This is a genomic window from Rhodococcus sp. DMF-1 (assembly GCF_021441945.1).
GTDB lineage: Bacteria > Actinomycetota > Actinomycetes > Mycobacteriales > Mycobacteriaceae > Rhodococcus > Rhodococcus ruber.
Map to the genome: position 1 here is coordinate 1,068,078 of NZ_CP090442.1, position 13,648 is coordinate 1,081,725.

Annotated in this window: 12 protein-coding genes and 2 tRNA genes; 8 read left to right on the top strand and 6 right to left on the bottom strand. The window is 68.3% G+C overall.

The window, feature by feature from the left end; genetic code table 11:
* The first annotated feature begins 34 nt into the window (after nt 1-34).
* A complete protein-coding gene (locus tag LZP97_RS04965) occupies nt 35-403 on the top strand; it encodes a carboxymuconolactone decarboxylase family protein (RefSeq protein WP_010592839.1) in 369 nt (122 codons plus the stop codon).
* A gap of 8 nt (nt 404-411) precedes the next feature.
* On the opposite strand, the gene LZP97_RS04970 is transcribed toward LZP97_RS04965, so the two are convergent.
* A tRNA-Gly gene (locus LZP97_RS04970) sits at nt 412-485 on the bottom strand.
* A gap of 137 nt (nt 486-622) precedes the next feature.
* Between LZP97_RS04970 and LZP97_RS04975 the strand changes: the two genes are divergently transcribed.
* From LZP97_RS04975 to clpX, 5 genes are all read left to right on the top strand, one after another.
* Nucleotides 623-699, top strand: a tRNA-Pro gene (locus tag LZP97_RS04975).
* Between the two features lie 101 nt (nt 700-800).
* Entirely contained in the window at nt 801-2,177 is a 1,377-nt protein-coding gene (gene tig / locus LZP97_RS04980) for a trigger factor (protein WP_026137695.1), read from the top strand.
* Nucleotides 2,178-2,358: 181 nt separating this feature from the next.
* On the top strand, nt 2,359-2,985 hold the full coding sequence (locus LZP97_RS04985) for an ATP-dependent Clp protease proteolytic subunit (RefSeq protein WP_003938127.1): 627 nt from the start codon (nt 2,359-2,361) through the stop codon (nt 2,983-2,985).
* 49 nt (nt 2,986-3,034) lie between these two features.
* Nucleotides 3,035-3,721, top strand: a complete 687-nt coding sequence (locus tag LZP97_RS04990) for an ATP-dependent Clp protease proteolytic subunit (RefSeq protein WP_003938128.1) — start codon at nt 3,035-3,037, stop codon at nt 3,719-3,721.
* A gap of 228 nt (nt 3,722-3,949) precedes the next feature.
* Nucleotides 3,950-5,227, top strand: coding sequence for an ATP-dependent Clp protease ATP-binding subunit ClpX (gene clpX / locus LZP97_RS04995; protein ID WP_040271697.1), 1,278 nt, complete (start codon nt 3,950-3,952; stop codon nt 5,225-5,227).
* A 133-nt stretch (nt 5,228-5,360) separates the two neighbouring features.
* Here the strand turns inward: clpX and LZP97_RS05000 are convergent, their stop codons facing one another.
* Both LZP97_RS05000 and LZP97_RS05005 read right to left on the bottom strand, forming a co-directional pair.
* Entirely contained in the window at nt 5,361-6,704 is a 1,344-nt protein-coding gene (locus LZP97_RS05000) for an MFS transporter (RefSeq protein ID WP_010592835.1), read from the bottom strand.
* A 166-nt stretch (nt 6,705-6,870) separates the two neighbouring features.
* Nucleotides 6,871-7,521 carry a TetR family transcriptional regulator gene (locus LZP97_RS05005; RefSeq protein ID WP_040271698.1) on the bottom strand — a complete coding sequence of 217 codons (651 nt, stop codon included), beginning with the start codon at nt 7,519-7,521 and terminating at the stop codon, nt 6,871-6,873.
* Nucleotides 7,522-7,622: 101 nt separating this feature from the next.
* On the opposite strand from LZP97_RS05005, the gene LZP97_RS05010 reads away from it, so the two are divergent.
* Nucleotides 7,623-8,495 carry a shikimate dehydrogenase gene (locus LZP97_RS05010; protein ID WP_040271699.1) on the top strand — a complete coding sequence of 291 codons (873 nt, stop codon included), beginning with the start codon at nt 7,623-7,625 and terminating at the stop codon, nt 8,493-8,495.
* A 31-nt stretch (nt 8,496-8,526) separates the two neighbouring features.
* Here the strand turns inward: LZP97_RS05010 and LZP97_RS05015 are convergent, their stop codons facing one another.
* Nucleotides 8,527-9,168, bottom strand: a complete 642-nt coding sequence (locus LZP97_RS05015) for a TetR/AcrR family transcriptional regulator (RefSeq protein ID WP_225222741.1) — start codon at nt 9,166-9,168, stop codon at nt 8,527-8,529.
* Between the two features lie 63 nt (nt 9,169-9,231).
* On the opposite strand from LZP97_RS05015, the gene LZP97_RS05020 reads away from it, so the two are divergent.
* A complete protein-coding gene (locus LZP97_RS05020; protein ID WP_040271701.1) occupies nt 9,232-10,407 on the top strand; it encodes an alpha/beta hydrolase family protein in 1,176 nt (391 codons plus the stop codon).
* 16 nt (nt 10,408-10,423) lie between these two features.
* Here LZP97_RS05020 and fdhD read toward each other — a convergent pair whose 3' ends face one another.
* Together fdhD and LZP97_RS05030 are read right to left on the bottom strand one after the other, a co-directional pair.
* Nucleotides 10,424-11,236 carry a formate dehydrogenase accessory sulfurtransferase FdhD gene (gene fdhD / locus LZP97_RS05025; protein WP_017680501.1) on the bottom strand — a complete coding sequence of 271 codons (813 nt, stop codon included), beginning with the start codon at nt 11,234-11,236 and terminating at the stop codon, nt 10,424-10,426.
* The gene (locus LZP97_RS05030; RefSeq protein ID WP_017680502.1) at nt 11,236-13,545 is read right to left on the bottom strand and encodes an FdhF/YdeP family oxidoreductase; all 2,310 of its coding nucleotides are present in this window, start codon (nt 13,543-13,545) and stop codon (nt 11,236-11,238) included. The genes fdhD and LZP97_RS05030 overlap by 1 nt, the downstream gene beginning before the upstream one ends.
* Nucleotides 13,546-13,648 lie beyond the last annotated feature (103 nt).

Consider the following 13,648-nt stretch of genomic DNA (forward strand, 5'->3'; position numbering starts at 1 on the left):
GCCCGCGCCGGGGGTGGATGTCTACCGTCGGCTCATGAGCGAGCACGGGCACTACCAGGAAATCCTCAACGTACTGAATCCGCAGCACCGGGCGCTGCGTGCGGCGATCCCCGAGGTCTATCAGGGTTTCAACGCACTGAGCAAGGCCGCCTTCGCTCCCGGAGCCCTGGATACCAGGACCAAGGAACTGATCGCCCTCGCGATCGGCGTCGTCGACGAATGCGACGGCTGCATCGCCTCTCATGCGCGCAGCGCCGTCCGTGCCGGAGCGAGCAGGCAGGAGGCGGCCGAGGCGATCGGCGTCGCATTCCTCATGCAGGGAGGGCCCGCGACGATCTACGGTTCGCGGGCGTACACCGCGTTCTGCGAATTCGCCGACGCCGAGGAGCGGCGGGACCGGTGACGGTCCGGTGGAGGGGATGACGGGAATCGAACCCGCGTAGCCAGTTTGGAAGACTGGGGCTCTACCATTGAGCTACATCCCCATGCATGCGATCGACCCGGGTTTCCGGGTCCGCCGCGTGCAGGAACAGACTGTACCGAACCTCGCTTTGGATTTCATAATCGGGGGGCCGTAGGATTCTCCCGCGGGTCCCCGGAAGGTTCCGGGTGCCGGTGTTGACGGGATGTGGCGCAGCTTGGTAGCGCATCCGCTTTGGGAGCGGAGGGTCGCAGGTTCGAATCCTGTCATCCCGACCAGGAAGAACCGGGTGGAAGACCGCGCACCCGGTGACAGCTTGATCGAACGACACACGAGCACGAACAGAACGACACACGAGCACGACAGAAGGAGCATGTCCGTGAAGAGCACCGTCGAGCAGCTCAGCCCGACGCGAGTCCGTATCAACGTTGAGGTGCCCTTCGAGGAGCTCCAGCCTGATTTCGACCGCGCGTTCAAGGCACTCGCCAGCCAGATCCGACTGCCCGGCTTCCGGCCGGGTAAGGCTCCGCGCAAGCTGCTCGAGGCCCGCGTCGGGCGGGGCGCCGTGCTCGAGCAGGTCGTCAACGACGCCATCCCGGCCCGCTACAGCGAGGCAGTGACCGCCAACGAGGTCAAGGTCCTCGGCCAGCCCGAGGTCGACATCACCAAGCTCGAGGACAACGTCGAGCTCGTCTTCACCGCCGAGGTGGATGTCCGGCCCGAGATCGCCCTGCCCGACTTCTCCACCATCGAGGTCACCGTCGATCCCGTGGAGATCACCGACGAGGCGGTCGAGGAGCAGCTGCTGTCGCTGCGTCAGCGTTTCGGCACCCTCACCGGTGTCGAGCGTCCGGTGCAGGACGGTGACTTCGTGTCCATCGATCTGTCCGCGACCGTCGGCGGCGAGGCGGTCCCCGAGGCCTCCACCACCGGTCTGTCCCACGAGGTGGGGTCGGGTCAGCTCATCGACGGCCTCGACGAGGCGCTCGTCGGCATGTCCGCGGGCGAGTCGAAGGAGTTCACCACCACGCTGGTCGCCGGTGACCATGCCGGCGACGAGGCCGTCGTCACCGTCACGGTGAACAGTGTCAAGGAGCGCGAGCTGCCCGCCGAGGACGACGAGTTCGCCCAGCTCGCGAGCGAGTTCGACACCCTCGACGAGCTCAAGGCGGACCTGCGCGAGCGGGTCTCCCGGGTCAAGAAGGTCGAGCAGGCCGGTCAGATCCGCGACAAGGTTCTCGACGTGCTGCTCGAGACGGTCGAGGTGCCGCTGCCCGAGGCCGTCGTCCAGGCCGAGATCGACGGCGCCCTGCACGACGCCATCCACGCGCTCGATCACGACGAGACCAAGCTCGACGAGCTCCTCGAAGAGCAGGGCTCGAGCCGCGAGGAGTTCGACAAGGACACCCGTGAGTCCGCCGAGCGCGCCGTGAAGGTGCAGCTGCTGCTCGACGCGATTGCCGAGGCCGAAGGCACCACCGTCGAGCAGGAAGAGCTCACCGAGCGCATCTTCTTCCAGGCGCAGCGCTACGGGATTCCGCCGGAGCAGTTCATCCAGCAGATCGGCCAGGCGAACCAGCTGGGCGCCGTCTACGCTGACGTCCGTCGCGGCAAGGCCCTCGGCAGCGTCGTCGACCGCGCGACCGTCACCGACACCAGTGGCGCCACGGTCGACACCTCCGAGCTGTTCGGCACGAAGAGCGACGACGAGTCCGAGGACGCCGAGGCTCCGGCCGGCGAGGGCGAATCCGAGTAGTCGGCCGAGATCCGTTGCCGCACCGCGCGATTGCATGCGGGGCGTGGCAACGGTCCTCCGCCGGGTACGCCGAGTGGAAATTTCCGCTTTGAGCGAAGTGGGGCGGCACCGGGCATCCGGTGCCGCCCCACTTCGTTACTGTCAGTGTCAGCAATCCACGATTGACGAGAAGGCAGGTACCGTGACTCCTCAGAATCCGGCGACATCCATCGGTCCCACGATGACCTCGGCCACCGCTGGGCTCAACCTCAGCGACTCGGTCTACGAGCGGCTGCTGCGCGAGCGGATCATCTTCCTCGGTACCCAGGTCGACGACGACATCGCGAACAAGCTCTGCGCGCAGATCCTGCTGCTGTCCGCGGAGGATCCGACTCGCGACATCTCGCTCTACATCAACTCCCCGGGTGGATCCGTCACAGCCGGCATGGCGATCTACGACACCATGAAGTTCGTCGAGTGCGACGTGGCGACCTTCGCGATGGGTCTGGCTGCCTCCATGGGGCAGTTCCTGCTCTCGGCCGGCACGCGGGGCAAGCGGTACGCCCTGCCGCACGCGCGGATCATGATGCACCAGCCGTCCGCCGGTATCGGCGGTACCGCGAGTGACATCGCGATCATGGCGGAACAGTTCGCGCACACCAAGCGGGAAATGGCGGAACTGATCGCCGAGCACACCGGCCAGACCGTCGAGCAGATCACGAAGGACTCGGACCGCGACCGCTGGTTCACCGCCAAGGAAGCGCTCGAGTACGGCTTCGTCGATCACGTCGTCTCGCGGGCGCAGCAGGCCGGCGGCACCGGCAACTAGTTCCGAGCCCCCCGATCCGCTCTACGCCCCACGAATTCCTGGAGAAGCGATGACCAACCTGTTCGATCCGCGCCAGCTCGGCGGCCAAGCTGCTGCCGCACCTGGGGGCACCGCCCCCGCATCCCCGGCGAGCCGCTACATCCTGCCTTCGTTCATCGAGCATTCGAGTTACGGCGTCAAGGAGTCCAACCCGTACAACAAGCTCTTCGAGGAACGCATCATCTTCCTCGGCGTGCAGGTGGACGACGCCTCCGCGAACGACGTCATGGCTCAGCTGCTGGTGCTCGAGTCGCTGGACCCGGACCGCGACATCACGATGTACATCAACTCGCCCGGCGGCTCCTTCACGTCACTGATGGCGATCTACGACACCATGCAGTACGTGCGGGCCGACATCACCACCGTCTGCCTCGGCCAGGCCGCATCGGCGGCGGCGGTGCTGCTCGCTGCCGGCACCCCCGGCAAGCGGCTCGCCCTGCCCAACGCCCGCGTGCTCATCCACCAGCCCGCCACCGGCGGCATCCAGGGCCAGGTGTCCGACCTGGAGATCCAGGCAGCGGAGATCGAGCGCATGCGCCGCCTGATGGAGACGACGCTGGCCAAGCACACCGGCAAGGATCCCGACCAGATTCGCAAGGACACCGACCGCGACAAGATCCTCACCGCCGCGGAGGCCGTCGACTACGGTCTGATCGACAACGTGCTCGAGTACCGCAAGCTCTCGGCTCAGAAGTAACCGCCTCGGCCCGGCCCGGAGTGCGCCCCGCGCGCCTCCGGGACCGGGCCGGTGTGCTCGAGCGGCGTTGCCGCTGCGGCGCACAAATAATGGCCCGAATCGCCCGGAACCGGTCGACCGCCGTCGCTGTCTCCGGGTACGGTCGTTCCAAGGGCCCGCTCCCCGGACCGGCGCTGTCGGCGGTCGCGGGATCGGTTGCACGCTCACGAGGAAGTAGGGACCTGACAGATGGCACGTATCGGTGACGGGGGCGACCTGCTCAAATGTTCTTTCTGCGGAAAGAGCCAGAAGCAGGTCAAGAAGCTCATTGCGGGCCCAGGGGTCTACATCTGCGACGAGTGCATCGACCTGTGCAACGAGATCATCGAGGAAGAGCTGGCCGAGTCCAACGAGGTCAAGCTCGACGAGTTGCCCAAGCCGGCCGAGATCCGCGAGTTCCTCGACAACTACGTCATCGGGCAGGACTCCGCGAAGCGGACCCTGGCGGTGGCGGTCTACAACCATTACAAGCGCATCCAGGCGGGCGAGAAGGCGCGCGATACGCGTGGCGAGTCGATCGAGCTGGCCAAGTCGAACATCCTGCTGCTCGGACCCACCGGCTGCGGCAAGACGTACCTGGCGCAGACCCTGGCGAAGATGCTGAACGTGCCGTTCGCGATCGCCGACGCCACCGCCCTGACCGAGGCCGGCTACGTCGGTGAGGACGTCGAGAACATCCTCCTCAAGCTCATCCAGGCGGCCGACTACGACGTCAAGCGCGCCGAGACCGGGATCATCTACATCGACGAGGTCGACAAGATCGCCCGCAAGAGCGAGAACCCGTCCATCACCCGCGACGTGTCCGGTGAGGGCGTCCAGCAGGCGTTGCTGAAGATCCTCGAGGGCACCCAGGCGTCGGTGCCGCCGCAGGGCGGGCGCAAGCACCCGCACCAGGAGTTCATCCAGATCGACACCACCAACGTGCTGTTCATCGTCGCCGGTGCCTTCGCCGGACTCGAGCGGATCGTCTCGGACCGGGTGGGCAAGCGCGGGATCGGCTTCGGCGCCGAGGTGAAGTCGAAGGCCGAGATCGATACCACCGATCACTTCGCCGAGGTCATGCCCGAAGACCTGATCAAGTTCGGGCTCATCCCCGAGTTCATCGGTCGCTTGCCCGTCGTCGCCTCGGTGACGAACCTCGACAAGGATTCGCTCGTGCAGATCCTGTCGGAGCCGAAGAACGCGCTCGTCAAGCAGTACGTCCGGCTCTTCGAAATGGACGGGGTGGAACTCGAGTTCACCCAGGACGGCCTGGAAGCCGTCGCCGACCAGGCGATTCTGCGTGGTACCGGCGCCCGCGGTCTGCGCGCCATCATGGAGGAGGTCCTGCTGCCGGTGATGTACGACATCCCGAGCCGCGACGACGTCGCCAAGGTGGTCGTCACCGCCGAAACCGTCAACGACAACGTGCTTCCCACGATCGTGCCGCGCAAGCCCGAGCGCGAGCGTCGCGACAAGACCGCCTGATCGCGGAACACGGAGTAGGCCCCGGCACACGACGTGGCGGGGCCTACTCGTATGTCCGGAACCTGTGTGACCGAATGTCACATCGCATCGATGTGATCGACGCGATGTGACATTCGGTCCCTGAGGGGGAGGGTCAGATCCGGTTGCCGAGCTCGCGCAACGGGGTGCGGAAGGTCTCCTTCGCGGACAGCGCGGAGACCGCACACACCAGGCAGGCGCCGGAGGTGAGGATGGCGACGGGCAGCCAGTTCGTCGGGTCGCCGCCCATGAGCGCGGTGCCGATGGCGGGGGCGAAGCCGGCGATGGCGAAGCCGAGCTGGGTTCCGATCGCCATACCGGAGTAGCGGACCTTCGTGTTGAACATCTCGGCGTAGAACGACGGCCAGATCGCATTGGGTGCGGCGTAGAGCAGACCCATCAGGGCGATGCCGGCGGCGAAGATCAGCGCGACGTTACCGGTCGAGATGGCTTGGAAGTACACGAAGACGAACACCGCCGAGCCGAGGACGCCGGTGACGAAGACGGGCTTACGGCCGACGCGATCCGACAGGGCGGCGAGGGCGGGCTGACTGAACAGGGCGACGGCGTTGGCGGCGATCGCGACCGCGAGCATCGTCGACTTGGCGATGCCCACTTCGTCGCTGGTCGCGAACGCCAGGCCGAAGACGGCGAAGATCGTGCTCACGACCGCGACGAAGGCGCAGAAGACCACGCGAGCCAGGTTGGCGGAGTGGGTTCGCAGCAGGTCGGCCACCGGCAGCTTGGCGACGTCGTCGGCCTTCTTGGTCTCCGCGAACTCCTCAGGCTCCTCGAGCTTGCGCCGCATGACGTACGCGGCGACGAGCACGAGCAGGCTGCCCCAGAACGGGACGCGCCAGCCCCAGCTGTAGAGGATGTCGTCGGGCATGGCCGCGACGGGCAGGAACACCAGGCTGGCGAGGATGAAGCCGGCTTGGGTGCCGTTGAGCGTCCAGCTCGCGAAGAATGCGCGACGGTTCTGCGGGGCGTGCTCGAGGGTCAGGGAGCTGGCGCCGGACTGCTCGCCGGCGGCGGAGATGCCCTGGAAGATGCGCATCAGTACGAGCAGGGCGGGGGCGAGCACGCCGATCGACTCGGCGCTGGGGATCAGGCCGATGCCGAAGGTGGCGACACCCATCAGGATGAGGGTGAACAGCATGACGTTCTTGCGCCCGACCCGGTCACCGAAGTGGCCGAGGACCACGGCGCCGAGGGGACGCGCGACGTAGGCGACGCCGAAGGTCGACAGGGACAGCAGTGCCGCGTGCCCGCTGTCGGGGAAGAACACCGTCGGGAAGATCAGGGCAGCGGCGGAGGCGTAGATGTAGAAGTCGTAGTACTCGAGCATGCTGCCGAGAAAGGCCGACGACGCCGCGCGCTTGACCTTGGTGGTGTCGTGCGGGCGGGCAGCGGTCGTCATACCGGAATTCTCCGGCGTGTCGAGGGTGTGCGCGGTCATCGCGTCTCCTGTGCGGAAAAGATGGGGGATGTTCGAGATACGAACCCGGGTTCGTTCTGCGTCGTTCCGAATGTAGGCGCCATCACACGCCCACCGCAAGATGTATGAACTAGATAGTTCATAAATTTTCGGGAGGCGTGCCGGTGTGCCGTGGCGTCGGGGTCGCTCAGTCGGGCGCGGTCGTCAGGTAGGCGACCACGAGATCGCCCAGCATCCGCCGGTGCCGGGTCCGCAGTTCGTCCGTGGCGAGATCCTGGTCGAACAGTGCCTTCCAGGTGTACCGGTTGGCGGTGCGGAAGACACAGAAACTGCTGATCACCAGGTGGATGTCGAGAGCGTCCACGCCGTCGCGGAAGATTCCGTCGGCCCGGCCGCGTTCGAGGATGCCGGTGAGCACGTCGACGGCGGGCGCCCCCAGGCCGGCGAGCCGGGTCGACCGGCGGATGTGCTCGCCGCGGAGCATGTTCTCGTTGGCGACGATGCGAATGAAGTCGGGGTGCTGGTCGTGATGGTCGAACGTGGCCTCGGCCAGCGTGCGGATGGCTTCCACGGGGCCGAGGTCCGCGAGGTCCAGCTCCCGCTCCTGGGCGCGGATCGTTCCGTACGAGTTCTCGAGGACGGCCCGGTAGAGGCCCTCCTTGTCGCCGAAGTAGTAGTAGATCATCCGCTTGGTGGTCTGCGTGCGCTCGGCGATCTCGTCGACCCGGGCTCCGGACAGCCCCTTGTCCGCGAACTCCGCCGTGGCCACCTCGAGGATGTTCTCCCTGGTGAGGTCGCTGTTGCGGCGGCGTCGGCCGGTGGTCTGCTCGGTTGCCATGGCGCCACCCTATCGACCGGGTGTTGTGCCGGCGCCCTCCGTGGCCGTACGCTGTGTCTTGTAACTCACTAGTTCGTACATTGCGCTGGGAAAGGCCCGCCATGACCGACTCCATCCTCTGCGGCCTCATCGGAACCGGCATCGGTGCGTCGTTGACCCCGCCCATGCACGAGGCGGAGGGCGCGCGACAGGGTATGCGCTACGTCTACAAGATCGTCGACCTCGACGTGCTGGGTCTGGCGGTGGCCGATCTGCCGCGGCTGCTCCGCTCCGCGCACGACCTGGGCTTCCGTGGCCTGAATATCACCCATCCGTGCAAGCAGGCGGTCATCGAGCACCTCGACGACCTCTCCCCGGAGGCGAGCCGGCTCGGTGCCGTCAACACCGTCCTCTTCGACGGAGGCCGGGCGATCGGGCACAACACCGACTGGTCGGGATTCGGTCGCAACTTCGACCGGGGTCTGGGCGGTGTCGCCCTCGACAGGGTGGTCCAGCTCGGGGCCGGGGGAGCCGGTGCGGCGGTCGCCTATGCGGTGCTCACCCGCGGCGTGCGCGAATTCACCGTCGTCGACGCCGATCTCGCGCGAGCCACCGCACTGCGCGACAAGCTGACCGTGTTGTTCCCGGGCGCCGCTGTCGGTTCGGCGACGCCGGACGAGCTGCCCCGATTGTTGGCCGCCGCCGACGGCCTCGTCCACGCGACGCCCGTCGGCATGGCCACCCACCCCGGGACGGCCTTCGACCCGGCGCTGCTGCGGCCCGACCTGTGGGTCGCCGAGGTCGTCTACCGGCCCATCGAGACCGAGCTCGTCCTGCGGGCTCGGGCGCTCGGCGCCCCGACGCTGACCGGGGCGGGGATGGCCGTCTTCCAGGCCGTCGACGCATTCCGCATCTTCACCGGCGTGGAGCCCGATGCGGAGCGGATGCTCGCGCACATGACCGCCCTGATCGAAGCGGAGAAGGTCGCCGTCTGACCGGCACGTCCGGGTGCGTCCTCCGGGGCGGCTACCGTTTGGGCACGCGGAGCATCGCGCAGGCCAGATCGACGATCTCCGACTCGAACGCTCCCAGTTCGGGCGCTTCCCCCACGTCGTGGGCGCGTTCCCAGGCGGCGTAGGAGCCGATGACGAACCGCACCGTCAGGCCGACCCGGCGCCGGGCCTCGGCCTCGGCCAGCTCGAGACTGTGCACGATCGCCTCGAACAGCGACGTGAGCACCGTGAGCGACTCGTCGGTCGGGTAGTAGTCGGCACGGGACGCGCCGGAGGCGGGGATCGTCAGGAACTCCAGGGGCGCCACGGCGAGCCACTGCTCGTTGAAGCGGGCCCAGTAGCTGGGCCGGCCGCGGGCGACCTCGGTCGTGAGGGGGTGGACGTAGGCGAAGACCAGCCGTTCCAGGCGCGGCGGCGTGTCGAGGCGGGCGGCGTCCACGAGGGCGGCCCGTTCCGCGTTGACTCGCGGTGCGTGCCGGGTCCACACCGCGTCGAGCAGTCCGTGCCACGACCCGAAGTGGTACGCGACGGCCGAATTGTTGCGCTGACCGGCGGCTTTGACCACCTCCCGCGCCGAGACGCCGTGAATGCCGCGGTGCGCGATCAGTTCCTCCGCGGCATCGAGCAGGGCGAGACGACCCGTTGACACGACCATGACGTCCACTGTACTAAGAAGCTCAACTTTCCATTTAATACGAGCATCTTAACGGAGGAACTCGTGACCCGACTTTCCGGCAGGCGCATCGTCGTCGCGCTCGCTCTGTCCTCGGTAGTGGCTGCATCGGCGTGTTCGGAGTCGAATCCGCCGCCGTCCGAGCGCGCACCCGGTGCACTCGTCAGCTCCCGCCCCCTGACCACCGCTGCGGCACTGCCCAGTGCGGCGCGTACCGACCTGATCACCTACCTGTCCGAGGATGCGGCCGGCCGCACGATCCTCGTATCCGGGACGGTCGCAATCCCCCGGGGCGATGCGCCCGACGGTGGGTGGCCGGTGATCAGCTGGGCCCACGGCACCACCGGTGTCGGGGACGCCTGCGCACCGTCCGCCGACACGGTCGGCGGGCCCGCCCACGGCTACCTGTCCCGCACCACCGCCATGCTCGATCGGTGGGTCGCGGACGGCTACGTCGTCGTGCAGACCGACTACGAGGGGCTCGGCACGCCCGGCGGCCACCCGTACATGAACGGCGACAGCGCCGCGAACACCGTCGTCGACATCGTGCGGGCGGCACGCGAGGCCGATCCCGGGGTCGGCACCCGGTGGACGGCGATGGGCCACAGTCAGGGCGGGCACGCCGCGCTGTTCACCGCCGCGCACGGCGCCGAGCGCGCCCCCGAGCTCGAACTGCAGGGAGCGGTCGCCTATGCGCCGGGCAGCCGCACCAGCGAGACGGCCGCCTACTTCGAAACCGGCGGTCCGGGCATCGCGCAGGCGCTGAGCTTCCTGCCCGTCCTGCTGCTCGGCGCCGAGGCCGCCGACCCGGACATCGCGGCCGACGCGATGCTCACCGACGCCTCCCGGCCGCTGCTCGCGGCGGCGCGCACCGGGTGCATGGACGACGTGCGCGCCGCGGCCGCAACCGTGCCCGTGGACCAGGTGTTCGCGCCCGGCGCCGACGTCGGTCGCCTGACCGAGTACTTCGCCACGCAGGAACCCGAAGCCCTGACGCTGACCGTGCCGACGCTCGTCGTGCAAGGGACGACCGACGTGCTCGTCTCCCGCCAGATCACCGACGAGGTCACGAACTCGTTGTGCAGCAATGGATCCCCTGTCTCGTACGAGGTCTACGACGGCGCCGACCACCGCGGCGTGCTCGAGGCCGCCCACGACGACGTGCGCTCGTTCGTCGAGGAGGTGAGCTCCGGCGAGGCGCCGGCGGCCGTCTGCAGCTGAGGTCCGGACCGTCGATTCACGCGACGGTGCCGGTGTAGACGTTCATCGAGTCGCCGCGGAGGAAGCCGACCAGTGTCAGGCCCGCCTCCGCGGCGAGATCGACCGCGAGCGACGACGGGGCCGAAACCGCGCCGAGCGCCGGTACTCCCGCCATCACGGCCTTCTGCACCAGCTCGAAGGACGCCCGCCCGCTGACGACGAGCACGCTGTCCGACAACGGGATCCGGTTCTCGGTCAGCGCCCAGCCGAGCACCTTGTCGACCGCGTTGTGCCGGCCCACGTCCTCCCGTAGCGCCAGCAGGGTGCCGTCGGGGGTGAACAGCGCTGCGGCGTGGAGGCCCCCGGTGCTCTGGAAGACCTTCTGCCGCTGACGCATCCGTGGGGGCATTCCGGTGAGGGCGCGGGCGGAGACCGCGAAACCGTCGGTCAGCGGGAACCGGGTACGGGTGCGCACCTGATCGAGGGACTCCTTCCCGCACACCCCGCATGCGGAACTCGTGACGAAGTTGCGTGCGCCCGCCCCGTCCGGCACCGCGACCCCGGGCGCGAGCTGCACGTCGAGCACGTTGTACGTGTTGGCGCCGGTGTCGTCGACCCCGTCGCAGTAGCGCACCACGGCGACGTCCTCGCGGCCGCCGATGATGCCCTCCGCGAGGAGGAAGCCGTGGGTGAGTTCCACGTCGTGTCCCGGGGTCCGCATGGTCACCGTGAGGGCGCGGCCGTCCAGGCGGATCTCGAGCGGTTCCTCCACCGCGAGGCTGTCCGGCCGGCGCGCCTGCCCGTCCGCGGTGATCCGCAGGACGGGCCGGCGGGCGGTGACTCGGCCCATCAGTCCGTCCCGGCCGGTTCGAGCCGCACGACGATCGCCTTGGAGACCGGGGTGTTGGACTTCTCGGCGACGTGGTCGAGCGGCACCAGCGGGTTGGTCTCCGGGTAGTAGGCGGCGGCGTTGCCGCGCGGGGTGTCGTAGGCGACGACCCGGAAGCTCTTCACCCGGCGTTCTTCGACCGTGTCCCCGGTCTGCCACTCCGACACGACATCGACGAGATCGCCGTCGGTCAGGCCCAGTTCGGTGATGTCCTCGGCGTTGACGAAGACGACCTTGCGGCCGTTCTTCACGCCGCGGTAGCGGTCGTCGAGTCCGTAGATCGTGGTGTTGTACTGATCGTGGCTGCGCAGGGTCTGCAGGACGAGCCGGCCCGGGGGAGTGGGCACCCAGACGAGGTCGTTGACGCTGAAGTTGGCTTTGCCGGTGGGGGTGTCGAACTCGCGGTTGTCGCGCGGCGGGTGCGGCAGCTGGAACCCGTCGCGTCGGCGGACCTTCGTGTTGTAGTCCTCGCAGCCGGGCACGACGCGCCCGATCGAGTCGCGGATCAGGTCGTAGTCGCCCTCGAACGCCGACCACCGGACGGAGTGGTCGGGGCCGAACAACTCGCGCGCGAGCCGGCACACGATTGCGACCTCGCTGCGCAGTTCGTCGCTGACGGGGTGCAGCCGGCCGCGGGACAGGTGCACCATGGACATCGAATCCTCCACGGAGACCAGCTGTCTGCCGCTCTTCTGCACGTCGAGGTCGGTCCGGCCGAGAGTGGGCAGGATCAGTGCGGTGCGGCCGTGCACGAGGTGGCTGCGATTGAGCTTGGTCGAGATCTGCACCGTCAGGTCGCAGCGCCGGAGCGCTTCCTCGGTGGCACGGGTGTCCGGGGTCGCGGCGACGAAGTTGCCGCCCATCGCCATGAAGAAGCTCGCCCGTCCGTCGCGCATCGCACGGATCGCGTCGACGGTGTCGTACCCGTGTGCGCGGGGACTCGTGATGCCGAACTCGCGGTCGAGCGCGGCGAGGAACGACTCGGGCATCTTCTCCCAGATGCCCATGGTCCGGTCGCCCTGCACGTTGGAGTGTCCCCGCACCGGGCACACACCCGCGCCGGGCTTGCCGATCATTCCCCGCAGCAGCAGGAGATTGACGGCCTCGGCGATGGTGGCGACGGCATGGGTGTGCTGGGTCAGTCCCATCGCCCAGCACGCGACGGTGCGCTGCGAGCGCGCCAGGTCCGCGGCGGTGGCGCGCAGCTGCTCCTCGCTCAGCCCGGTGGCCTCGACGACCGTGCCGAGATCCACCGCGCGGATGTGCCGCTCGTACGCGTCGAAGCCCGCGCAGTGGGCGTCGACGAAAGCCCGGTCGATCACGGTGCCGGGGGCCGCGTCCTCCGCCTCGAACAGGAGCCTGCCGAGTCCCTGGAACAGGGCCAGGTCGCCGCCGAGGCGGATCTGCAGGAATTCGTCCGCGATGTCGGTGCCGTGCCCGAGCACGCCGTCGACGCGCTGCGGGTCCTTGAACCGGAGCAGCCCGGCCTCGGGCAGGGGATTGATCGCGATGATCCTCGCGCCGTTCTCCTTGGCCTTCACCAGGGTGGAGAGCATGCGCGGATGGTTGGTGCCGGGGTTCTGTCCGGCGATGAGGATCAGGTCGGCCTGTTCGAGGTCGGGCACCGACACCGAGCCCTTGCCGATTCCGATGCTCTCGACGAGTGCGCTGCCCGACGATTCGTGGCACATGTTGGAGCAGTCGGGCATGTTGTTGGTGCCGTAGCTGCGGATCAGCAGCTGGTAGAGGAACGCGGCCTCGTTGCTGGTGCGGCCCGAGGTGTAGAAGACGGCGTGGTCCGGGGTGGGCAGGTCGCGCAGGTGGTCGGCGATCAGCCGGTACGCGTCGTCCCACTCGATCGGGGCGTAGTGGCTCGCGTCCGGGCGCAGCACCATCGGATGGGTCAGCCGGCCCTGCTGTCCGAGCCAGTAGTCGGTCTTCTGCGACAACTCGGCGACGGAGTGCCGGGCGAAGAATTCGGGCGTGACCGTGCGCAGGGTGGCTTCCTCGGCGACGGCCTTGGCGCCGTTCTCGCAGAACTCCGCGGGTTTGCGGTGACCGGGAGTCTCGGGCCAGGCGCAGCCCGGGCAGTCGAAGCCGTGCCGCTGGTTCAGACGCGGCAGCGTCGCGGCGGTGCGGGCGACGCCCATCTGTTCGTAGGCGCGCTTCAGCGACACCAGGACCGCCGGGACACCGGCGGCGTGGTCCTTCGGCCCGGTGACCTCCAGGTCGGATTCCACGATGTCGTGCAGCGGACCGTGTCGAGTCATGTGTCCATCCTCACCCGCGGGAGATGCGCATACCAGTTCGAACGCTACCGGTTGCCGCCGAGCGAGCGATCGGGGGTGGCAGTTCCGGGCGCGAGCTGCCGTT